18 protein-coding genes and 1 pseudogene are annotated in these 22,924 nt (G+C 65.9%); 5 read left to right on the forward strand and 14 right to left on the reverse strand.

What is annotated here, in order from left to right:
* Positions 1–136: 136 nt before the first annotated feature.
* The 4 genes from IPM60_05515 to IPM60_05530 all read right to left on the reverse strand — a co-directional run bounded on the left by IPM60_05515 (position 137) and on the right by IPM60_05530 (position 7,567).
* Positions 137–1,570, reverse strand: a complete 1,434-nt coding sequence (locus IPM60_05515) for a translocation/assembly module TamB domain-containing protein (GenBank protein MBK8907362.1) — start codon at positions 1,568–1,570, stop codon at positions 137–139.
* Between the two features lie 24 nt (positions 1,571–1,594).
* Positions 1,595–4,615 carry a hypothetical protein gene (locus IPM60_05520; GenBank protein ID MBK8907363.1) on the reverse strand — a complete coding sequence of 1,007 codons (3,021 nt, stop codon included), beginning with the start codon at positions 4,613–4,615 and terminating at the stop codon, positions 1,595–1,597.
* Between the two features lies 1 nt (position 4,616).
* Positions 4,617–6,542, reverse strand: coding sequence for an outer membrane protein assembly factor (locus IPM60_05525; protein MBK8907364.1), 1,926 nt, complete (start codon positions 6,540–6,542; stop codon positions 4,617–4,619).
* A 167-nt stretch (positions 6,543–6,709) separates the two neighbouring features.
* Positions 6,710–7,567 (reverse strand): amino acid ABC transporter substrate-binding protein, encoded by an 858-nt coding sequence (locus tag IPM60_05530; GenBank protein ID MBK8907365.1) that lies wholly within the window; start codon positions 7,565–7,567, stop codon positions 6,710–6,712.
* A gap of 617 nt (positions 7,568–8,184) precedes the next feature.
* Between IPM60_05530 and IPM60_05535 the strand changes: the two genes are divergently transcribed.
* The 5 genes and pseudogenes from IPM60_05535 (at position 8,185) to IPM60_05555 (ending at position 11,739) form a co-directional block, all read left to right on the forward strand.
* Entirely contained in the window at positions 8,185–8,424 is a 240-nt protein-coding gene (locus IPM60_05535) for a hypothetical protein (protein MBK8907366.1), read from the forward strand.
* Between the two features lie 230 nt (positions 8,425–8,654).
* Positions 8,655–9,319: pseudogene (gene msrA, locus IPM60_05540) on the forward strand (peptide-methionine (S)-S-oxide reductase MsrA).
* Between the two features lie 287 nt (positions 9,320–9,606).
* The gene (locus tag IPM60_05545; protein MBK8907367.1) at positions 9,607–10,848 is read left to right on the forward strand and encodes an MFS transporter; all 1,242 of its coding nucleotides are present in this window, start codon (positions 9,607–9,609) and stop codon (positions 10,846–10,848) included.
* A gap of 191 nt (positions 10,849–11,039) precedes the next feature.
* Complete coding sequence (locus tag IPM60_05550; GenBank protein MBK8907368.1) at positions 11,040–11,417, forward strand: hypothetical protein; 378 nt, start codon at positions 11,040–11,042, stop codon at positions 11,415–11,417.
* Positions 11,418–11,460: 43 nt separating this feature from the next.
* On the forward strand, positions 11,461–11,739 hold the full coding sequence (locus IPM60_05555; protein ID MBK8907369.1) for a hypothetical protein: 279 nt from the start codon (positions 11,461–11,463) through the stop codon (positions 11,737–11,739).
* Positions 11,740–11,798: 59 nt separating this feature from the next.
* Here the strand turns inward: IPM60_05555 and thiD are convergent, their stop codons facing one another.
* From thiD to tolR, 10 genes are all read right to left on the reverse strand, one after another.
* Positions 11,799–12,632: a bifunctional hydroxymethylpyrimidine kinase/phosphomethylpyrimidine kinase gene (thiD, locus tag IPM60_05560; GenBank protein MBK8907370.1), complete on the reverse strand. Its 834-nt coding sequence runs from the start codon at positions 12,630–12,632 to the stop codon at positions 11,799–11,801.
* 26 nt (positions 12,633–12,658) lie between these two features.
* Complete coding sequence (locus IPM60_05565; protein MBK8907371.1) at positions 12,659–14,005, reverse strand: phosphoglucosamine mutase; 1,347 nt, start codon at positions 14,003–14,005, stop codon at positions 12,659–12,661.
* A 75-nt stretch (positions 14,006–14,080) separates the two neighbouring features.
* Positions 14,081–14,977 (reverse strand): dihydropteroate synthase, encoded by an 897-nt coding sequence (gene folP / locus IPM60_05570; GenBank protein MBK8907372.1) that lies wholly within the window; start codon positions 14,975–14,977, stop codon positions 14,081–14,083.
* A gap of 41 nt (positions 14,978–15,018) precedes the next feature.
* Positions 15,019–16,956 carry an ATP-dependent zinc metalloprotease FtsH gene (gene ftsH, locus IPM60_05575; protein MBK8907373.1) on the reverse strand — a complete coding sequence of 646 codons (1,938 nt, stop codon included), beginning with the start codon at positions 16,954–16,956 and terminating at the stop codon, positions 15,019–15,021.
* 98 nt (positions 16,957–17,054) lie between these two features.
* Positions 17,055–18,353 carry a tRNA lysidine(34) synthetase TilS gene (tilS, locus tag IPM60_05580; protein MBK8907374.1) on the reverse strand — a complete coding sequence of 433 codons (1,299 nt, stop codon included), beginning with the start codon at positions 18,351–18,353 and terminating at the stop codon, positions 17,055–17,057.
* 55 nt (positions 18,354–18,408) lie between these two features.
* Positions 18,409–19,302, reverse strand: a complete 894-nt coding sequence (gene ybgF, locus IPM60_05585) for a tol-pal system protein YbgF (protein MBK8907375.1) — start codon at positions 19,300–19,302, stop codon at positions 18,409–18,411.
* Positions 19,302–19,859, reverse strand: coding sequence for a peptidoglycan-associated lipoprotein Pal (pal, locus tag IPM60_05590; protein MBK8907376.1), 558 nt, complete (start codon positions 19,857–19,859; stop codon positions 19,302–19,304). Before pal ends, ybgF begins: the two co-directional genes overlap by 1 nt.
* Positions 19,860–20,022: 163 nt before the next feature.
* Entirely contained in the window at positions 20,023–21,375 is a 1,353-nt protein-coding gene (gene tolB / locus IPM60_05595) for a Tol-Pal system protein TolB (protein ID MBK8907377.1), read from the reverse strand.
* The gene (locus IPM60_05600; protein ID MBK8907378.1) at positions 21,372–22,412 is read right to left on the reverse strand and encodes a cell envelope integrity protein TolA; all 1,041 of its coding nucleotides are present in this window, start codon (positions 22,410–22,412) and stop codon (positions 21,372–21,374) included. Before IPM60_05600 ends, tolB begins: the two co-directional genes overlap by 4 nt.
* A gap of 2 nt (positions 22,413–22,414) precedes the next feature.
* A complete protein-coding gene (gene tolR / locus IPM60_05605) occupies positions 22,415–22,861 on the reverse strand; it encodes a protein TolR (protein ID MBK8907379.1) in 447 nt (148 codons plus the stop codon).
* Between the last annotated feature and the right edge of the window lie 63 nt (positions 22,862–22,924).

Consider the following 22,924-nt stretch of genomic DNA (forward strand, 5'->3'; position numbering starts at 1 on the left):
CTTATCCTGACTGTACAATACGCCACCGATACCGGCGCAACCCTGCCATGCAAAATCCGCAACCCGGCTCGTACATCCGCGACGGCGCGCCGGGTGGGGGGAGCGGCATCGACACTAAGGGGGCGTTGCGCCGGCGCTAATAGTCCCACTGCCACTTGAGGCCGATGAACTCCTGGGTTTCCGAGGTGCCTTCGCTCAACTCGGCTTCAAGGGACAGGCGATCGGTGATCTTGACCTCGGCGCTGTACTCCGTCGTCCCCGGCTTGGTGCCCTGCTTGGTTTCGATGTAGACGCGGTCGCCGATGTTCTTGCCGGCGCGCACCGCAGAGCCGCCGTCGCCGCTGCCCGGGTCGATCGACAGCGTATCGACCCCGAGCAGGTTGCGCGAGGCGTCCACCAAGCCGCTGTCGCCGGTTCGCAGCGCGTCGAGCGCCAGGGCAAGCTGCGCGGCTTCCCCCGGCCCCATCTCGCCGGCGGTCTTGCCGAACAGGACCCGCGGCAGAACCTCGCTCTCAGGCAGCGCCGGGATCGACCTCAGTTCGATCTGGGGGTCCGAGGCCAGCCCGGAGACAGCGATGATGCCGGTGATGTCGTCGCGCTTGTGCTCGGCGATGATGTCCAGGCGTGGATCTATCTTGCGGGATGACGCGAACTCCACCACACCTTTGGTCAGATCGAACGTCGTGCCGACGAACGAGAACTCGCCGCGCACGATCTCGAGCTTGCCCTTGACCCGCGGCTCGTTGGCCGGACCAGTGACGGCGAGGTTGCCCTTCCATTCAGATTCCAGCCCGCGGCCGCGGACGAACACGTTGCCCGGCATGTCGATGGTCAGATCCAGGTCCAACGGAATCGCGGCGTCCCCGTCCGGCTCGACTCGCGCCCGGATGACTTCTCCGTCCTTGTCGATCTCCACCGGGTTGAGGTCGACGACCGAAGGCGGCATCCGGTTGACGAGGCGGGCTTCGATCCGCGTCGGCTGAATGCGGCCGGTCAGGGTCGCAAGCTGCGAGCCCCGGACGAAGCGCACGTCACCGTTGATGGTCGCGGTGACATCGTCACGCCGTACCAGCGTCGCCTCGCGGACATCGACGCTGACATCCAGATCCCCCTGGCTCTTGTCGAGCGGAATCCGCCCCTGTCCCGACAGGCGCCCGGAACGGCCGTCCGTCCCGGACAGCGTTACCTCGACCGGCTGATTGGGGTCCATGCGCACGGCGAGGTCCAAGCCGCCGATGACCGTGCCGTATTCAAGGTTCTCGTAGCGTCCGTTGGCGACGGTGACCGCACCCCGGAGGCGCGGCGCAGCGATGGTGCCGGACGCGGAGACGTCGATCTTGCCTTCACCGCTCAGCCGGTGGCCGTCGATGGGCAGCGCCTCGATCAGCGGCTGCAGGGCGCCCTGCCAGTTGACCTGTGCGGCGATGGGTGTCGTGTCGCCCACGTCGACCTCCATGGTGCGCGCATCGACCTTCAGCGGCAGCCGCCCGGTCATCACCAGATCGCTGTCGCCGACGCCCTGCACCCGACCGTCCACGTTGACGACGCCGCCCGACCAGCGCGCGTTCATTCGCGCCGCGAGGGGCGGCAGGTCCTAAGCGGGATCACCGTAGACGATGCCGTCGACGCGGAGGTCCAGCTTGCCGGCCAGCAGCGATCCTTCGGTGACCACGTCGGCGCTCGCGTTCAGGTCGCCCCCGACGTCGACGCCTGGAGCCACCGCCCGCACCACCGCAAGCGGCAGGTCGCTGATACGCACCTGTGCGGACTTCTCCGCCGGCGCCTGCCGGGCGTTGACGGTGATCAGGCCGTCGGAGACCTTCAAGGCCACGTCGCGGGCGGTCAGCGTCTCGCCCTCGATAACGATGTTCGCCGGACGCTGCAGGGCGAAGGGGACCTCGGCGACGGCGCCATCGAGCCCGGCGATGGTGACGGTGGTGATGTTGTCGGCCATCGCCACGGTGCCGCGCGTCTGCACGGTTCCGCTGGGTTCGCCGGTCAGGCGCGCCGCCACTCTGAACTGCGCCTCGGAAACGCTACCGGAGAGGTCGGCGTCGACGGCGCCGACGGTGACGGCGCCGGCGCCGATGTCGCCGCCACTCAGCGACACCTTGCCGCTGGGCGTGCCGAGCAGGTCGGTCCCGGCGCCCTTGGCGCTGATCCGGCCGATGCGGATCGCCTCCCCTCCCTCGGGGACGACGGCGAGACCGGAGCCGTCGAGTTCGACGGACGCCGCTTGCCTGCCGCCGTCGTCATGGAGGCGGACGGTGAGGTCGGCACGACCACGGGCCGTGGTGCCGGCGACGGTGACGCCACCGTCGCCACCACGGAAGGCGGCGCCGAGGTCGCCTGTGAAGGTGCCGCCGGCGAGCGGGACGTTCATGTTTCCCGAAAGCTCAACCCCCAGCGCCCTGGCTGCGATGTCGGTGAGCCGCAGCCGCTCCCCCTCCTCCACCGCGAAACGGGTCGCCGCATCCAGCGCGGCCATGGACGTTTCGGCGACGACGGTGAGCAGGCCCTGCGGCCCGGACACTGCGTTGGCTGCGGTCACGGTAGTTTTCGCCGTGGGAACCGCGATGTCCTGCACCGTGGCATCGGTGAGGTTGGCGACCACCGTCACCGTCGGATCAGCGACGGCGCCCTCGGCCGTCACGTCGGTCACCAGCCGGCCCGTCAGCGGCGTCGCGACGGCGTCGCCGACGGGTTTCAGGTCGTCCACAACCAGTTGCAGCGCGGCGGCAAGCTTGGAGTATCCGTCGGTCACGCGGGCGCTGCCGGTCACGTCGAAGGCGCGAGCGTCGAGATTGAAGGACTCCACCACGGCGGTGCCCTGGTCCTTCAGCGCGAACCGGGTGGTCAGCGCCGCGTCGGCGCCGAGCACGGCCTCCGCAACCGGCTGCCCCATGGAGAAGCCCGTCAAGCGCACGGCGGCCGATCCGGTCATTCGCGATGCCGCCAAGTCGCCATCGACGGACGAGTCCAAGTCGCCATCGACGGAGGTGTCCATGTCGCCATCGACGGACGAGTCCAAGTCGCCATCGACGGACGCTTCGACGGTGAGCACGCCGGCAAGCGGCATCTGCAGCGCCGGGCCAAGCGCAGCCAGGTCATCGATGCCGCCGTTCAGTCTGAAATGGGTTGGCCCCTCCGCGAAGCCCACGCGCCCCTGCCCGGCAAGCTGCACCGCAGCCGCCGTCACCTTGACGGTTTGGATATCGATCGCCGTCGCCGCCTCGTTGAGAACGCTTTGCAAGGTAACGGTGACGGTGTCGCCAAGCAAAGCAGCGGCCGCCGGCGTTTCCGATGTCACCCCGGTGGCGACGACGTCCACATTCACGATGCGAGAACCCGGGTCCTCGCCATCGCTCTCCCCGACTTCCGGCGCGACACGTGCATCCACGGTGAAGGCGCCAGCCGCCAGTCCCGGCGCGGTCAGGGCGCCGATGCGCCCCTGAACGGTGACATCCGGGTCGGACACGTCGCCGGCAACGTCAGCCTCGATGTCCAGGCTCTTGATGGCGGCGGAACCGAGCAGCGCTGACAGCCGCTCCGGCGCGATGGCTTCGAGCGAGATGTGGGCGCCGATCTCCTCGGAATCGAGATCGAGCCGCCCGCCGCCGGTCAAGGCGAGGGCGACCATCTCGATGTCGAGGGCTTCGAGGTGGAACACGCGCGTATCCTGGTAGCGCGCCGCGAAATCGAACGACACCGCATCGCCGACGAGGGGCCGCACGGGATCCTGGAGCAGATCGTCAACGTCGGCGGAACCGGTCAGACGGACGCGAAGGTCCTCGGCCTTGGCGATGCCGATGTCGGCGTTGACGGCGAACAGGTTTTCGCCGCTGGCTGCAAGCTTTCCCTGCCAGCCGGAAATGGGCCCGTCCCCTTTGAGGCTGAGGGCGAACGGCGGATACGGCCGCAGGCCGGCGAGCCGCATCACCAGCCCGCCGGCGGGCTCCTGCGCCTCGACATTGACCGTAAGCTGCTCCGTCGATGGGTCGAACGCGCCCGCGACGTCGACGGTGATGCCGCCGCCGGCATCGGTGCGCCGCACCGCGAGGTCCGTGCGGATCACGCCGTCGCGGGGCGCGGCCAGCGTTCCCTCCGCCTGCAGGGTCATGCGTTCGCCGGCGAGCGCTTTGCCAAGGGTGAGGTCGGCGATCTCCAGCGTGTCGACACGGACGGAGACCGGCAGCGACGGCATTGCGAAGCCGGTTTCCTCGGATTCCGGTTCCTCCGGCTCATCGACAACGACCGGAGCGCGCACCACGTCGATGCCGCTGGCTTGGAGCGCCGTGACATGGAGCTGCCGGGAGAACAACGCCCACGGTTTCCAGGTCAGGAGCATCCTCTCGGCAGAGAGCCAGACGCCGTCGCGATCCCGCATCTCCACATCCGCAAGGGCCAGGCGCGCGGGCAAGCCGGCCCCGATTTCACCGATCGAGATTTCGCTGACACCGGGGGTGCTGCCAAGGTCCGACACCAGCCCTGCCAAAGCCTCTCGCCCCGAGGGCGACTGTACGTAGAAATATCCGCCGATCAGGGCGCCGGCGACGAGCAGAACGAGGACGCCAAAGATGATGCCGGCAATGCGCAGGACGCGAAGTGCGCGCACCTCAGAAAGCCTGGCCGATGCTGAAGTAGAACTGGAATGAGTCGTCGACACCGTCCCGGCGGTTGATGGGAAAGGCCACGTCGAACCTGAGGGGCCCGACGCCGGTGTAATAGCGGAGCCCGAGGCCGGCTGCCCACAGCACGGGGTCGGAAAAGTCCGGCAGGACGGAGTCATAGACGTTGCCGCCGTCGACGAACGGCACCACACCGATGTCGCCCCATACCCGCGCGCGCAACTCGGCGCTGAACACCAGCTTGGAGCGGCCGCCGACCGGGTCATCGTCGGCATCCAGCGGCCCCACGGTCTGGAACGCATAGCCGCGAACCGAGCCGCCACCGCCAGCATAGAGGCGCTTGTTGGCGGGAATGTCCTCGGTTTCTTCGCCGACGATCGAGCCCAGCCGCAACCTCCCGGCAAGGACATAGCGCCGATCGGCGTCTATCGGGTAGTAGCCTCGCACGGTCCCCTCGGCGACGTTGAACAGCAACGATTTCTCCGAAGACGTGCCGGTGTAGGGCGTTACCGCCAGATCCAGGTTAATGCCCTCGGTCGGATTGAACTCGTCATCGGATCCCTGGTAGCGCACGCTGGCGGGCACGCCGAACAATAAACTCTCGGTACGATCGTCGTTGTCGGTCAAATCACTGTAGTCGATGCTGCCCGCGAGCGACGCCGACCATCGCTCCGACAACGGCCACTCGAGCCCCGAGGTCGCATTCGCTTCAAGCCCGTCGAAGGCATCCGTGGCGTTGTTCCTGAACAGGGCCTCGGCGAAGAAGTTGCGGTCTTCCCTGCCCAGGTTGGGGCGGACAAAGGAAATCGAGCCCTCTTGCTGCAAAGGGTCGCCACCCAGCGAAACCTCCAGGTCCTCGTCGCGCCCCAACAGGTTGCGGTGGCGCCAGAACACCTTCGCGCCCGGTCCGCGGTCGGTGGAATACCCGACGCCGAAGCCGATGGACCGCGGCTTGCCTTCCTGCACCTGGAGCGTCGCGTCCAGTTCTCCGGCGGCGTTGAGCTGCTGCGGATAGTCGATCGCGACGCTGTCGAACAAGCCGGTCTTGACCAGGTCGGACCGTAGATCCGCGACCTTCCGTTCGCTGTAGGGTTCGCCCTCCTTCCACGGGATCCACTGGCGGACGTAATCCTCTTCGACGCGCTCCAGACCTTCGACTGAGGTTGTCCCGAACGCCGCGCGCGGTCCGGGATCGATGACCACGTCGACCGCCACCGTCTTCGCGCCATGATCGACCACCACCCTGCGGTCGACCTGCTTGGCGAACGGGTGGGCCTCGTCCTGAAGCCGATCGATGGCCCGCCCTTCCGCCGCAACGATCGCCGCGCCCCGGGCCTGATCGCCGATCGCGAGCCCAAGGTCCTCAAGCGGCGGAACTTGCGGAGCGCCGGCTGCGGCTCCGGCATCGCCGCTCTCTGCATAGCGCATGTCATACGACGCGAGGGTATAGGGCGGGCCGGATGTGACGGTGATGGTGATCTGGGCCGGCGTCTTCTCGGTGTTCAGGTCGTACGCGACATCGCCTGAGTAGTAGCCTTCCGAGCGCAGAACCGTGTTGAACCGTTCGACGTCGCCTTCAATGCGGCGCACCAGCCCGGCTCGAATCGGCGGTGGCTTGTCCTTCAGGGAGTTGAGCAGAGCGCTTTTCTCGAGCGTGCTCTTCAAGCCGCTGTTGTCGTCGACGCCCTTTATGTCCACCGTATAGTCAATGCCATCGGCTTGCGGAGGCTCTTCGATGCCGCCGTCTTTGTCGTCATCCTCCAAGCCGAAAAGCTTGCCAAGGCCGAGAAACGCGACCGACGCATCCTCGGCGCGCACGACCGCCGAAGCGGCCACCAGCAATAAAGCAACGGCGATGAGTACACCGGCCTGACGGGCGGCCACGCTTCCCGCGAGTGTCCAGGCCTGTCGCATGATTCGGACCTCCCACATCACCCAGACTCCGCGGATGTGGCTGCGATATAGGTCCCACGCGGGCGGTTGTCCCTGCTCCCATCCTGTCGCTTATTTTGGAGTCCGCCATTCTTTTCGCAAGGCTCCACATCGGCCCTGCTGCTTCTGCCGCATCGCGGGTACGACACCTATCGGACGGGAATGCCGTTCAGGATATAGAGGGCGACGAGAAGCTCGCTCGGGTTGGCTTCGCCAAAGTACTTGCTGTAGAGCTTCCACACCTCCCCGGATCGATACAATTCGGAGAGCGCCCGGTCGGCGGCGAGCCGGAAGGCGGTGTCGCCTTTGCGCACCACCAACGCATAAGGCTCATAAGAGTAGAACCGCCCGGAGAGTTGGTACTGGGAAGGATCGGGGAAGGTCTTTGCCAGCCCCAGCAACAGGATGCGGTCCGCGAAGTAGGCCTGGATTTGATTGTTCTTGAGCGCTTCGATGCCCTCATCATGGCTTGCGAATGACTTGACCTCGGCGTCAACGGCGGTCGCTTTGAGCGCGGCCGTCAGTCCCTCCTCGGTCGTCGTCCCCTTCAGAACCCCGACCGTCTTGCCGGCGACATCCGCAATATCGTTGATGCCTGAGTCTTTTCCCGTCAACATTTCGGCGCCGGTCACGAAGGTGGCGAGAGTGAAGTCGACCTGTTCGCGTCGCTCCAGCGTGTGGGTGCTGGAACTGCATTCGATGTCCACATCGCCGCTTGCCACCATCGCGATGCGATCGGCCGACGGTACCGGCTTGTACTGGATGTCGAGCGTTTCGAGGCCAGTGGCGCGCTTTACCTCGTCGGCGATCTTCCGGCACAGATCGACACTGTAGCCCGTCGGTTGCCCGTCGTCGCCCTTATAGGAGAACGGCCGCGCATCGTCGCGGTAGCCGATCACCATCGTCCCGCGCTTCTTGATTTCGCTCAACGTATCCGGCGTGTCCTGCGCGACCGCAGCCCCGGTAACAAGCAACGCCGATGCCAACAAAAAGCCAGTGATCCTCACCGTTCCCTCCTCGCCCCGCGGACAACCTCGATTTCCGGCACAGTAGGTGGTGACAGACCGCGGTTCAAGCGCCGTCCCGACTGGCGGGCGGGCCGTGGGCGCGTCGAATGCGAGCCCGGACACCCGCGGACGGTAGGCGTGCGAGCCACCAATAAGGGATTAAATAATCCTACTGCACCTTTTAAGTGCAGAAAGCGTTTTTTTCTGTTCCGAAACATTTTCATGCGTCTCGATCTTGCATACCCTAACCCAAATGGGTATGTTTGACGCTGATTGCTGGGGCGGCGTCGCGTTCTTGACAAGGATTGCGCCGCAACAACTATCGAGCGTACCAGCAGTAGCAGGTTGTGCTTGAGGCCGGGTCGCAACAACGTTGTAGACTGGGACTTTGTAAACAACATTACGGTGCGATGACCCGGCTTGATAAGCACGAAACTGTTCACCGGCTGGCCACAAAAAACCGGGCAGCCGGAAGCGACTAATGAAGCATCACCGCAGCGTCCGTGACAGGAGCCGCGACAACTGCGGGCGATGCGCCGTTCGATCATCGAGATTGATGCGTCTGTGGGGAGTAGGGCGCAGATACGGTGAACCTTCCAGAGGGATAGGAGATCCTCATGAGCAAGCAACCTACACTGACGCAGTTGTCCGAACACAACCCCGACTTCCAGTTCTTCCCGGGATCACTCGCTTCCGCAGATACTGAGCATTCGTCAGGCGCCGTTCACGGGGCGTATCAGGCGGGACTGCATTACGTAGCCGCGGACTTGTCGGAACTGGCTCGGTTCGCGCCGCCGAATAAATCCAAGGCGATCATGGCCATCGTGCGTCTCGTTCGGGCGGTGGCGGATAACTGAACGGCGTCCGAGCCGTTTGTTCTTTCTGCTTTTCCGCCGATGGCTCGAGACCGCGTGCCCGAAACAGGAGGTCCCTGCTGCGCCGGATGCCGGCGGAGCAGGGTGTCCCCCTGTAACCGGGCCTGCAGCGCCCTGATATCGGATTTGATCTCGCCGGCGCGCCGCCCCACATGAAGCTGAGGTGGCGCGCCGAACGGCGCCACGTGGAAATCCAGTTGAAGGCCTGCATCATGTGGTTCTCACTCAACAAGCAGATAGACATGCCGGACGCGTCCACTGCGCTCCCCGGTCGCCACACGCCGCTGCCCATCCCTGCCCGGCACCACGTTCTCGGCTCTCCGCTGACCCCGCCGTTTCCGGAGACGATGGAGCAGGCGGTGCTCGGCGCTGGGTGCTTTGGGGCGCGGAGAAGCTTTTCTGGCAGGCTCCCGGCGCCTACACGACAGCGGTCGGCTACGCTGGCGGGTTCACCCCGAACCCGACCTATGAGGAAGTGTGCTCCGGTCGCACCGGACACGCAGAGGTGGTCCTGGTCGTTTTCGATCCGGCGGTGATGGGGTTCGAGACGCTTCTGAAGACGTTCTGGGAGATGCACGACCCGACCCAAGGCATGCGCCAGGGCAACGATATCGGATCCCAGTACCGATCCGTCATCCATGTGTTCTCCGAGCATCAGAGAAACGTGGCTGAAGCGTCGCGCGCCGCCTACCAGAACCGACTGGCGGCCGCGGGATATGACGCGATCACCACTGAGATCTGCGACGCGCCCCCGTTCTACTACGCAGAAGCCCATCATCAGCAGTACCTGGCCAAGAACCCCCGCGGCTACTGCGGCCATGGCGGCACCGGCGTATCGTGTCCGCTGCCCGAGACGACGCCGGCTGAGGCTCACTAGTGCAGCGGTGCAGTCAAAGAATGCACCGTTGCTGCACGCGACTCTTGATTCTCGTGCACACTCAGACCCATTCGACTGAATCATCCGAATGGGTCCGTGCACTAGTGCAGCGATCCATTCCGGTGCACCAGGCACGGACGGACTCTCGCCCTCCGATACGATCATAGACCCGGGATCGGTTTGATGCCGCCGTCGCGACCGTTTATTGTTCCGCGCGGGCCCGGCCGGGCGGCGAGACAGTAGTCGGCTTCGGCCGTTCCCACGTCCCGTAAGGCGGGAGGGAGCGGATGGTTGCCCTGAGGGACGTTCACTACGGCTGGGTCGTGGTCGCAGCCGGCACCTTGGCCGTGTTCGCCTGCATCGGCATCGGCCGCTTCGCGCTCGGAATGTTGCTGCCGCCGATGGGCGCCGACCTCGGGCTCACCTATGCCGAGATGGGGTTCGTCAGTTCCGGCAACCTCGTCGGGTACACCATTGCGGTGATGGCCGCAGGGTGGCTGTCGCGCCGGTTCGGCTCGCGGCTTCTTATCGTCGTCGGCTTGGTGACGGTCGCGGCATCGATGATGGCGATCAGCCTGACGCATGGTTTTCAGGGGCTCCTGCCGCTGTACGTGATCACCGGCCTCGGCAGCGGCGCCGCCAACGTGCCGGTGATGGCGCTGGTATCCTTCTGGTTCGCCCGTCGCCATCGCGGCAAGGCCGCCGGGCTGATCGTTTCGGGCAATGGTTTCGCGATCATCCTGTCGGGCGCTCTGGTGCCGGCGTTCGCTGCCGGCGGGGCGAGCGATGGCTGGCGCGGCGCCTGGCTGGCGCTCGGCGCCATCGTTCTTGCCGTCGCCGCGGTGTGCTGGCTTCTGGTGCGCCATCGGCCGGAAGAACATGACCTCGCGCCATTTGGCGGCGCTGACCGTGGCGCGCACGCCGCTGGTGCGGGCGGCGACGCCGAAGCGGACCGGCGCGCCGGCGCGCTGCGGCGACGGACCCTCGCCCACCTCGGCGCCATCTATTTTCTGTTCGGGGCGTCATACGTTATATACGCGACGTTCATCGTCACCAGCCTGATCGATGACCACGGCTTTCCGGATGCGACGGCGGGAGCCTTCTGGTCCTGGCTCGGGATCTTGAGCCTAGTGTCAGGCCCGGTGTTCGGGTCTTTGTCGGACATCATCGGGCGCCGCGCCGGGCTCATGGTGGTGTTCGCGTTGCACATGGCGGCCTATGGGCTCGCCAGCGCGCCGCTGTCGGATGCGTTCCTGTTTCTGTCCATAGCCTTGTTCGGCATCGCCGCCTGGAGCATCCCGTCAATCATGGCGGCCGCGGTCGGCGACTACATGGGGGCGGATCACGCCGCCGCCGGCTTTGGCACGATAACGGTGGTATTCGGCATCGGACAGATCGTTGGCCCAGCCATTGCCGGACTGGCGGCCGACGCCGCCGGCGGATTTGCCGTCAGCTTTGCTTTGGCGGCGGCACTGGCGGCCGTCGCCATCGTGCTCTCGGGCTTTCTCCACCAGCCGCCGCCGTCCTGACCGGATGCAGAAACCGGCCCGCGGCCGAAGGTTGCGCTTGCGTCGCACGCCGTCAGCGGCAAAGATCAACATGATGTACCCTGCTGCTTCCAACCATGTGATGGAAGAGGAGCGGGACACGGACGATGGTTGGCTTATAGGGGTCGGTGACGCACGAAAGCGCGGCACCATGGGTAATCAGGGAGAGAATAATGCGCTTGCTGCTTGCTGCTGCTCTCGGGATGATGTTGCTGACGCTCGACGCGGAGGCGGCCTCGCCCGAAAACTTCACGGTCGACACGGCCGAGGATCTGGTCGCGCTGTGCAGCGCGGATCCGTCCAACCCCAACTACGTGGCGGCGATCCACTTTTGTCACGGCTTCGGCTCCGGCGGTTATCACTACTATAAAATAGAAGCCCTGGCCAATCCCGAGCGCGAATTCGTGTGCTTCAAGGAGCCGTTCCCGACGCGGACGGCCGTCATCGAAAACTTTGTCAAGTGGGCGAAGAAGCATCCCCAGTACATGGAGAACGAAGCGATGGATGTTCTCTTCCGTTATCTGGCGGAGACTTATCCTTGCGCGAAATGACTTTTAATCCTTGCGCGAAATGAATAAGGTCAGGGCAGAAACGATGAACATCAGATTGCGGCTTGGCGCCGCTGTGGTCGCACTCCCGCTTCTCGCGGGATGCGCAGACATGACCGATACCCAGCAGCGGACGCTGACGGGTGGGGCCGGTGGGGCGGCCGGCGGAGCCGTCATCGGCGCTTTGGCCGGCAACGCGGCGATGGGCGCAGCGATCGGCGGCGCGGCTGGGCTGGCCGGCGGCTTTTTGTGGGACCAGCACAAGCAGACGGAAGAAAGAGCCTTTCGCCAAGGCTATGAGACCGGCAGGAAACAGGGCGGATGAGCTTCTGGCGTTTTCTTGCGCCGGTTGACCTCACCCGCTGCGAGCGAGGGTGAATTCCTCTACGACGCGTCCGTGGAGTTAAAGCGCCGGACGGTGTGGGCGTGGTTCAGGGGGCCATGCCCGCGACCGTAGTTCGGGGCCGTCCGGATCGCCTCCCAAACGTAGGCGCGCGCTCGCTGCACCGAGTCCCGCAAGCTCAGGTTCTGCGCGAGGCCTGCGGCGATGGCCGAAGCGAGGGTGCAGCCGGTGCCGTGGGTGTTGCGGGTATCGTGCCTGCGGCTGCGAAACGTCTCCCGTACGCCCTTGCGGTCCATCAGCACGTCGACGACCTCGTCGCCCTCCGCGTGGCCGCCCTTGACCAGAACCGCTTCCGCGCCGAGCGCCAGCACCGCTCCGGCGAGACGCCAAGGATCGAGCTGCAGGTCCTCATTGGCGCTCGGTGCACAAGCATTCGCCAGCACCACGGCCTCGGGAAGATTGGGGGTCACGATGCGCGCCATGGGGATGAGGCGGGACTTGAGCACCGAAACAGCATCCTCGGCCAGAAGCTTGTGCCCACCCTTGGCAACCATCACAGGATCGACCACCACCGGCACCGATGGTGCTTCGGCTTCCAATACCGCGCACACGGTCTCGATGATCTCCGGCCGGTGCAACATGCCGATCTTGACGCAGTCGGCGCCTATGTCTCGCAGCACCACGCCCATTTGCTCGGCCACGAACTCGGCCGGCACGTCATGGATGCCGAACACGCCCTCGGTGTTCTGGGCGGTCAGCGCCGTCACCGCCGACATGCCGAACGCACCGAGCGCCGTGACCGTCTTCAGATCCGCCTGAATGCCGGCGCCGCCTCCTGAATCCGATCCGGCGACGATGAGGACTCTGCCGTCCAACGCGCTGCTCCCGCGCCTTCGCGACGTCAATGAGCCGCTTGTTGGATCTCCGTGCAAATGTCGTCGATGATCCTCGCGAGCACGACGCTGTCCTCGCCCTCGGCCATGACGCGGATAACCGGTTCGGTTCCGGATTTGCGGATCAACAGCCGTCCGCCGGTGCCGAGCGTCTTCTCGCCCATGGCGATGGCTTTCTTGACCTTGTCGCCGTCGAGGGGCTGGCCGCCGTTGTAGCGCACGTTACGGAGCTGTTGCGGCAGCGGCTCGAAGACCCGGCATACTTCGCTCGCCCGGCGTTGCGCTCGAGTGACGGCCGCGAGAACCTGCAAGGCGGCGATCAGGCCATCGCCCGTCGTGGTGTAGTCGCTGAAAATGATGTGCCCGGACTGCTCGCCGCCAATGTTGAAGCCGTGTTTGCGCATGTGTTCGACCACGTAGCGGTCGCCGACCTGGGTGCGCTGGAGCTTCAGCCCCCGTGCTTGCAGGAAGCGCTCGAGGCCGAGATTGGACATCACCGTTGCGACGACGCCGTTTCCTTTCAGGCGGCCGCTCGAATTCCAGGTGTCGGCGATCATCGCCATGACCTGGTCGCCGTCGATGAGGTTGCCGTGCTCGTCGGTCATCACCGCCCGGTCGCCGTCGCCATCCAGGGCAATGCCGAAGTCGGCGCGATATTCAATGACCTTCTGGCGCATTTCCTCAGGCGCCGTCGATCCGCAATCCTGATTGATGTTGCAGCCGTCCGGCGTCACCCCGATCGGAATGATCTCGGCGCCCAGTTCCCACAGCACTTCCGGCGCGACCCGGTAACCGGCCCCGTTGGCGCAGTCAAGAACGATGCGAAGCCCGGACAACGTGAGCCCCTTCGGGAAGGTCTGCTTGGCGAACTCCACATAACGGCCCTTGACGTCCTCCAGGCGGCGGGCCCGGCCGAGGCGACCGGGTGCGGCCAGCTGCTCGTCCATGCCATTGGCGATGTGCGCCTCGATCGCACTCTCGACCTCATCCGAGAGCTTGTGTCCATCCGGGCCGAACAGCTTGATGCCGTTGTCCTCGTAGGGGTTGTGCGAGGCAGACAGCATCAAGCCGAGATCGCAGCGCATTGAGCGCGTCAACAGCGCCACCGCCGGCGTCGGCAGCGGCCCCACAAGGATCACGTCCATGCCCATGGAGATAAGGCCGGCGGTCAACGCAGGCTCCAGCATGTAGCCGGACAACCGCGTGTCCTTGCCGATCAAGGCGCGGTGCTGGTGTGCGCCGCGGCGGAAATGAAGCCCCGCCGCCATGCCGACGCGGAGCGCAGTGCTCGCCGTCATCGGCTCGCAGTTGGCCGTCCCGCGGATTCCGTCCGTTCCGAATAACCGCCGTTTCATGGTTTGATGACCCGCCCCTGTGTGCAGAGTAGCTCCAACGCAATATACGCACTTTTTAGTTGTGACACAACCCGGCTATGGATGAACCGCGTGATCCCGAGTCCCGGTATCGACACCGGCCACATCCGCCAGAGCCTGCCACACAGACAGCGCCTGCCGCATTTCGAAAACGTCATGGACCCTCAAGAAATGAGCGCCTTGGGCCGCCGCCCAAAGGCCTGCCGCCACCGAGCCGGCGACCCGCTGCCTCGGTGGTTCGCCGCGGCTCAAGCGTCCGATAAAACCTTTGCGAGAGACACCCAGGACAACCACGCAGCCGAGTTCGCGGTAGGCACCCAGCCCCGTCAGAATAGCCAGATTGTGCTCGGTTGTCTTCCCAAACCCGATGCCGGGATCGACCGCCACGCGCGCGCGCGGAATGCCCGCCGCCTCGCATGCCGCCACTCGCGCCGCCAGCCAAGCGTGAACTTCACCCGTCACGTCTTCATAGAACGGCGCCATCTGCATTGTTTGCGGATCGCCCTGCATGTGCATAAGGATGACGTGGGCGCCCCGGTCGGCGACAACGCCCATGGCGGCGGCATCGCCAGAAAGCCCGCTTACGTCATTGACGATCGACGCACCGGCATCGAGACAGGCAGCCATGGTCGACGCGTGCCGCGAATCGATGGAGACCGTGATCCCGGCCGACGCCAGTTCGCGCACCACCGGAAGGACGCGGCGCAATTCTGCTTCAGGGGTTACTGGTGTAGCGCCGGGCCGCGTCGACTCGCCGCCCACATCGATCACATCCGCTCCGTCGGCGACCAGCGCGTGGCCGCGGCCAACCGCGGCAACCACGTCGCACGTCTCGCCGCCATCCGAAAAGCTGTCGGGGGTGACGTTGACGATCCCCATCAGCCGTGGCCGGTCAAGGGCGACGCCGGCAAAAGCCGCTGGCGCCCCGCCGCGCCGGTCCCCCGTTTCAGGCATGGCTACCGCAGGCGCCGCATAGCCTCCGAGGACAGGGGCGGTTATTGACCCGGCTGGGGTTCGGCTTCAAGACCGCCGGCCGGTCGTGCCTTGCCCTTGACCGACCCGCTCGACGGAACCGAGCTGCGGCGACCGCTGTCCTTCCGAGGCGGTTCATCGACGTGCGCAGGCCGGAAGATCGGCTCGCCGCGCAACAAGGCTCGCACGTCCTCGCCACTGAGCGTTTCGTATTCGAGCAGCGCCTCGGCCACCTTGTCCAGGTCCTCGCGATGGGAGTTCAGGATATCGTGCGCAGTGCCCTCGGCCGTGTCGATCAGGCGCCGCACCTCTTCGTCGATCAGACGCGCGGTCGCGTCCGATACCAGCTTTTGCTGCGTCACCGAATGACCGAGAAACACCTCTTCCTGGTTGTCTGTATAGCGCAACGGACCCAGCTTTTCCGAGAATCCGAACTCGGTTACCATGCGCCTCGCCATGTCGGTCGCCTGCTTGATGTCGTTGCCGGCCCCGGTGGTCACGTTGTCTGCGCCGAAAACGATCTCCTCGGCGGCGCGTCCGCCAAACATGACCGCCAGCCGGCTCTCCAGCTCCACCTTGGAATGGCTGTAGCGGTCTCGCTCCGGTAGGGACATGGTCACGCCAAGGGCGCGACCGCGCGGTATGATGGTGACCTTGTGCAGCGGGTCGTGCTTCGGCACATGGAGCCCAACCAGCGCGTGACCGGCTTCGTGGTAGGCGGTGAGGCGCTTTTCCTCGTCGGTCATCACCATGGAGCGGCGTTCGGCACCCATCAGCACCTTGTCCTTGGCAGCCTCGAAGTCCGCCATGGTGACAACCCGCCGGCCGACCCGCGCTGCCTGCAGCGCCGCCTCGTTGACCAGATTGGCGAGGTCCGCACCGGAGAACCCAGGCGTGCCGCGGGCGATGACGCGGGCGTCGACGTCCGGCGCCAGCGGCACCTTCCGCATGTGCACCTTCAGGATCTGCTCGCGGCCCAAAATGTCCGGATTAGGCACCACAACCTGGCGGTCGAAACGGCCCGGCCGCAACAACGCGGGATCGAGCACGTCCGGACGGTTCGTGGCGGCGATCAGAATCACCCCTTCGTTGGATTCGAAGCCGTCCATCTCGACCAACAATTGGTTGAGGGTCTGCTCCCGCTCGTCGTTGCCGCCGCCGAGGCCGGCGCCGCGATGGCGGCCGACCGCATCGATTTCGTCAATGAAGATGATGCAGGGCGCGTTCTTTTTGCCTTGTTCGAACATGTCGCGGACACGCGACGCACCGACGCCCACGAACATTTCCACGAAGTCCGAGCCGGAGATGGTGAAGAACGGCACGTTGGCCTCGCCGGCGATGGCGCGCGCAAGCAACGTCTTGCCGGTGCCCGGCGGGCCAACGAGCAGACAGCCTTTGGGGATCTTGCCGCCGAGTCGCTGGAATTTCTGGGGGTCCTTCAGGAACTCGACGACTTCCTCCAGCTCCTGCTTGGCCTCATCGATGCCGGCGACGTCGTCGAACGTGACCCGCCCGGTCCGCTCGGTCAGCAGCCGCGCCCGCGATTTGCCGAAGCCCATCGCCTTTCCGCCGCCGGCCTGCATCTGACGCATGAAAAAGATCCACACGCCGATCAGCAGCAGCATCGGGAACCAGGAAATGAGAACGCTCCAGATCGTCGGCGTCCCTTCTTCCGACGGCTGCGCGGTGATCTGCACGCCGTGGTTCTCGAGCTTGGAAATCAGGTTGGGGTCTTCCGGCGCATAGGTCGCCAGGGGCTGGCCGTCACGATAGCGGCCGATGATCTCCCGGCCCTTGATGGTGACCTCCTGAACCTCGCCGCCTTCCACGCGCTCGATGAACTCTGAGTATGCCATCGGCTGCTGGGTGCCGCGCGGTGCAGTGCCCTGAAACATATTAAACAGGAACAACACGGCCAGCGCGATGATGACCCACAAGGCAAGGTTCTTGCTGAAATTCACGCTTTCATGCCCTTTCTTCTACCGCCCTGGTCAAGGAATGCCAGGAGCCGCAATGCCAGCATCGGAGCTTGGACATGACATAATACTTAAATCGCCGATCACAAGGAACCACCATGATCTTCGAAGGGCGAAACCGGGCGCAACCGAATGAACGCGAAAGCGATGTCGGGAGCCGAAACGTGATCGCGGCGGAAGCTCAAGTGCGGCACGTCGAACGGACCGTCACGATCGAAGACAGAAGGCGCCACCGCCCGCGCCGGCGCCGGCAACGGGACATTGCGGAGATCCGGCCGTACCGCCAGGATGTGCCGCCACCCGTCGCGCCCGAGCGGCGCCAGCCATACCGGATCGGCGAGACCGTCGATCGAGCCCGTCAAGCAGAACGCAAAGCGGTTGTCCCAGGCCAGCTTCAGTCCGCAATGCTCGCCGCTGATGCGCACCGGCGCCGGCAAATTACGAGCCTCGCGGCACACCAGCAGCCGCTCGCCTTCGCGGCGCACGCAGCAACCGCAAAGGGTGGCAGCCGCTGCGTTTCCGGCAACGATCTCCTGCAGCAGCCGGGTCAGCTTGAGTGCCGGCGGACGGTAGGCGCGCCCGCCGATCAAGGTCAGGACCCATCCCACGACCCGCAAGGCGACCGGTGCTACCGCCGCCGCCAGCGGCGCCCGCTCCAGCCAGGCGAACCCGGCCGGATGGAGCCGGCACACCTGCGCCAACAGCGCCGACTCGGCTGCGGCGAGCGACGCCGCGTCCCGCCGCCGCCGTCGTGCGAAACGTTCGAGAACCTGCGGCGTAAAACCTGCGGCGGCGAAGGCCGGCAAGGCGGCACGAACCCGTGTCCTGGCAAATCGCGTATCCACGTTGGAGGGATCCTCGATCCATCGATGCCCTGCATCCGTCAGAAACGCCCGCAGGCGGCCGGGATCGACCGTCAGTAGGGGGCGAAGGACGCGTACCGCGGGAGTCTCCACGACCGCTGCCATGGCCCCCAGCCCTGTCGGGCCGCTGCCGCGGGCGAGACGCAACAGCACCGTCTCCGCCTGATCGCGGCGGTGGTGGCCGAGCAACAGGTGCAGCACCCCGGCGCTACGGCACCACGCCGTCATCAGGCCATAGCGGGCGCGGCGCGCCGTGCCTTGGATGGATCGGACCGGTTTGAGGCCGGCCCAGGTCAGGACGACCACGTCGATGCCGAACCGGGCTAGCTGATCGCGGACGCGGACGCAATCCGCCGCCGATTCCGGCCGCAAGCCGTGGTCTACGGTCAGTGCGGTGATGCGGCCGCCACACTCGCGGGCCCAGGACTGGGCCAGGAAGCAGAGGGCGAGGCTGTCGGCGCCGCCGGAAACGGCGACAGCGAGATGGGGTCGGCGTTCGTAAGGCGCGAACGCCGACATGGCCTCGGCGAAATCGCGTCCAAGCGCCTTAGGAACAATCGTCGTCAGCGGCCGGTCAGCGACATTCGAGGCGGCTTCCTTCCTCGCGCGCCTTGCTCTTGACCCGTTCCGATGCCTGTGGGAAGGCGCGGTTCAATTCCCCAAGCGTGGTGCAGGCTTCGGCCTTCTTGCCGAGTTGGCCGAGTGACATTGCCAGCTTTAGCAGCGCGTCCGGCGCCTTCGGCCCGCTCTTGTGCTGCTGATAGGCGTCAAGGAAGGTTTCGGCGGCCTTCACGTAGTCCTTGCGCACATAATATGTCTCGCCGAGCCAGTAGCTGGCGTTGTTGGCCAGTTCGTCGTCAGGATGGCGCTCCAGGAAGGACTTGAACGCCGTCTCGGCCGCCGCATAGTTGGTCTGACGGAGCAGGTCGAAGGCGTAGGCGTACTGCTGCTCAGGCGGTGCATCCGGAAGAGCGCCGGCAGGCGCTGGTGGCGCCTCGTCGGCGGGACGTGGTGAAGCGCCTGACGCGGGCGGCGTCGTGGCCGCGGACGTGTCCTGTGACCGTGGCTCGGTCGTGCGACCGGCACCAGCCGCTGCGGCGGATGCAGCGCCACCGGCCGGCGCCGCCGCTCCGGGCGCCGGGGACTCCGAGTCTGCGGCACGAAGCCGCACCTCAAGGTCGCTCAACACCGTTTCGAGCCTGTTGCTGAGTTGGTCAAGGCGGAATGAAAGCTGCTCGACGCGGCCGGTGGTCGTCCGCAGTTCGGTTTCGAGAGCGCTGAGACGCTCATCCAGCCGACCAAGGGCGGACCCCGCAGAGCTTGCAGACGGAACCGTAGCGGGCGTCGTCGCCGTACCGGCCCGCGATCCTTGCGCCTGGGCACCGGACGCCAGCGCGGCCACAGCGGTGGTGACAACGATAACGGCGACGCACAGGAGCCCGCGGCCGCGCCTGCAGCGCAACCCCACTAGCTACCCGCCCGGCCGCCGGTGACCGTCGTCGCCGCGCGCCGGTTGCGCGCCCATGCGGCATCGTTGGAGCCGAGCACCTCAGGGCGTTCCTCGCCGTAGGACAGGGTATCGATGCGTCCCGGACTGACCCCGTAGGAAATGAGAGCGTCTTTGACCGAGTTGGCCCGGCGATCGCCGAGCGCGAGATTGTACTCGCGCGTACCGCGTTCGTCGGCGTGGCCCTCGATGGTGACGGAGACGGAGGGCGTGCGATTGAGCAATGCCGCCTGCTGCTCGATGGTTGCGCGCGCTTCAGGCGTTAGCGCATAGCTGTCGAAGTCGAAGTAGACCCGATCTCCGGTGGCCGCCAGATTCTGCTGTACTGCGTTGGCCGTCGCGTCGTCCAGAGGCGCTCCGGTGACGCCGGTCGCGCCCATTCCCGATGCTCCCGATGCGTCCCCCGGACTGGAAGCGGCGACACCCCCCGCTCCCGCGCCCGCCGTGTCCTCAAGGGGTGATGAGCATCCAGCGAGGGTTGTCAGAGCGGCGCAGAACAGGACCGTTGCGAAACGCATGTCTTCTCCCCCAGATCAAGTCGCCCAGATCACGTCGTCGTCCAGCGGCAAGAGGATCTTCAGCGCGATTCTAGACAGCGGCGTCTCCGGATCGTCGCGGCGACGGCGGACGCCGGCACGTCCTGACCATCCGTTATCCGTGTCCGACGATAGGCCGCGCACCTCAAGGAATCAAGGGCGACCACGCCGGGTCGGACGCGTCGAGCGGCGTCGGCACCTCGCGCTGATTGCGGCCGGTGAGATCAATCGTGTAGAGGCGCGACCGACCGCCGCCGCCGCCCGCGTTGGTTGGATCTTTCTGAAAGTACATGAGCACCCGTCCGTTGGGCGCCCATGTCGGGGCCTCGACGTGGAAGCCCTCCGTCAGCAGCCGCTCGCCCGTGCCGTCCGGCAGCATGACGCCGATGTAGAATCGGCCATTGTTGATCTTGGTGAAGGCGATCATGTCGCCGCGGGGTGACCACACCGGAGTCGCGTAGCGTCCAGCGCCATGGCTCAGGCGGCGTACGTTGCCACCGTCGGCGTCCATGACGTAGAGTTGTTGGCTGCCCCCGCGATCCGAGTTGAACACGATCTGATCGCCCTTCGGGGAGAAGCTCGGCGAGGTGTCGATGGCCGAGCTGGTGGTCAAGCGCCGTACGGCGCGGGTGTGGAGATCCATGGTGTAGATGTCGGAGTTGCCGTTCTGCGCCATGCTCATCACGAGCTGCGTGCCGTCGGCGGAGAATCGCGGCGAGAACGTCATGCCCGGGAAGCCGCCGACGATCTCCTGTCGCCCGCTGTCGATGTTGTAAATGTAAACGCGCGGCGAGCCGCCGCGGTACGACAGATAGGTGATCTCCTGCAATGTCGGCGAGAATCTCGGCGTCAACACCAGGTCGGAGCCGTCGGTGAGAAAGCGGTGGTTGGCGCCGTCCTGATCCATGATCGCGAGGCGCTTGACGCGCTTCATCTGCGACCCGGACTCGGCGACGTAGACGATGCGGGTGTCGAAGTAGCCGCCCTCGCCGGTGATTCGCTTGTAGATCGCGTCGGCGATGATGTGGGCGATGCGGCGCCAGTTGGCCGGCGCGGTCGAGTACACGCGGCCGACCATCTGCTGCTCGGCCAACACGTCCCACAGCCGGAATTCGATTTTCAGGCGACCTTCTTCCACCAGCGCACGGCCATGAACCAGCGCCTGTGCCCCACTGATCCGCCAGTCCGAGAACTGCGGCTCGCTTTCGAGCGGCATGTCTATCTGAATATGAGCGGCGGGGTCCACCAGCTTGAACAGGCCCGATCGTTCCAGATCGGCGGCGATGACGCTGCTCACGTCCCGCCCGTAGCCGGCCTCGACGGGACGTTTCCCCCCGAAACTGGTGATGGCGATGGGGATCGGCTCGACGACCCCGCGGGTGATGTCGATCTTGAGTTCGGCCCCGGCGCGGTCGGTCGACATGGCCAGAACCGCAAGCACAAGGGCGGCGAACAACAGAAGCGACAGGCCGAAGGGCCTGCTGCCGAACGCTTTCATGTGCCGAACATCTCCTTCGGGTTGAACACCAGGGTCATGGACTTCCACTGCCCGTATTTTTCCGGGGGCAGTCTGAATGGATGGCAGCGCGGATTCAACACCGCCCTCAGGGCGCTTTCAGCGGCGGTACGATAGGACCCGTCGGAGCGCCCGCCGTCGTCGACGATGGATGCGGTGCGCGGCGTGCCATCCGGGTTCATTTCGACCCTAATGCGGACCACCAGACCTTCGGCGTCCCGCGCTCCCGCCGGAACGTTCCAGCAGCGTTCGATCTGCCTCCGCACCCCGTCGATGTCGCTGATACTGATCGGCTGATCCGGGTCGTGCTCACCGCGGGTGCTCACCGCCAGGGCGTCGGCGATCTGCTGCTCGAACGACGTTGCCGGTCGCGGGTGCGCCCGAGGCTCGGCAACCGCCGCCTCCTTCTTGTCTTGCCTGTCGCGAGGCGCTTCCGGCGGTCGCTGCTTCATTGCTTCGACAGTTTTCAGCACGGACGCGAAATCGGCGCCGGCGTCGGCTTTGTCTTCGTTCGGGGCTTGCGGGGCCGCCGCGACAGCGGGAGGCTTGCGCGGCGGCGCCGGCGCCTTGTTCTTCTCTTGAGGCGCAATCTTCGGCGGCGGCGCGACGACCTCCTGTCGGCGCTTCGGCGGAGGTTTCGGCTCGGCCTTGGGTTGTTGCACCACCGGCTTGGGCTCAGGGGGCGGCGCGGGCTCGGCGCGCGGCGGTGCGGCCGTCTCCGGCGGCGGCGGCGGCGGCGGCGGCGGCGGTTCGCGCACCGCACGTGCCTCCGGCGCCGGCTGGGGCGCCGGCTCCGGCGTCGGCGGGGGCTTCGGCTGGGATCGTGCCGGCTCCGCTTGCTTCACCGGGGTTGCCGGCGGCGCCGGTGGCGCATTTCGGGCTTCGCTGACCTGTACGACATCGACCACGATCGGGGCATCTTCGGGCAGCATGTCCGGCGTCGAGAACGTCAAACTGACCAACGCCAGCACCAGGATCAGGGCATGGAAGACCAGGGAAAACGTGAGGCCCTTGCGCATCGCTATGGCGCTCTCTCTCCGCGCCCGGCCCCGCGGCCGCTCGTCTGCGCGCCACCGCCGGTCGTCCCTCCCTTCGCACCCGCCACTTCGGTAACCAGCGCGACTTTCCGAAATCCTGCGGCGTTGATGGCACCCACAACCGTCATGACCCGCCCGTAGTCGATCGCTTTGTCGCCGCGGACGAAGATGCGCAGATCGGGATTACCGCCCGAGATTGCCGCCAGCCTTGGCGCGAGTTCCTCCAGCGCCACCGCCGTCTTTTGCAAAAAGATCTGCCCGCCCGCATCGATGCTGACCGCCAGCGGTTCGTCCTGGCCGACGACCGGGGCGGCGCTGGTCTCCGGCAAATCCACCTGCACGCCCACGGTCAACAGCGGCGCCGTCATCATGAAGATCACCAGCAGCACCAGCATCACGTCGATCATCGGCGTGACGTTGATATCGCTCATCGGCCGCGCCCGCCGGCGCCGGCCGTAGCGCTGCTGGAATTCAAGATGCACGCCGGCCATGCC

Source organism: Rhodospirillales bacterium, assembly GCA_016710335.1.
GTDB lineage: Bacteria > Pseudomonadota > Alphaproteobacteria > Rhodospirillales > Defluviicoccaceae > JADJXQ01.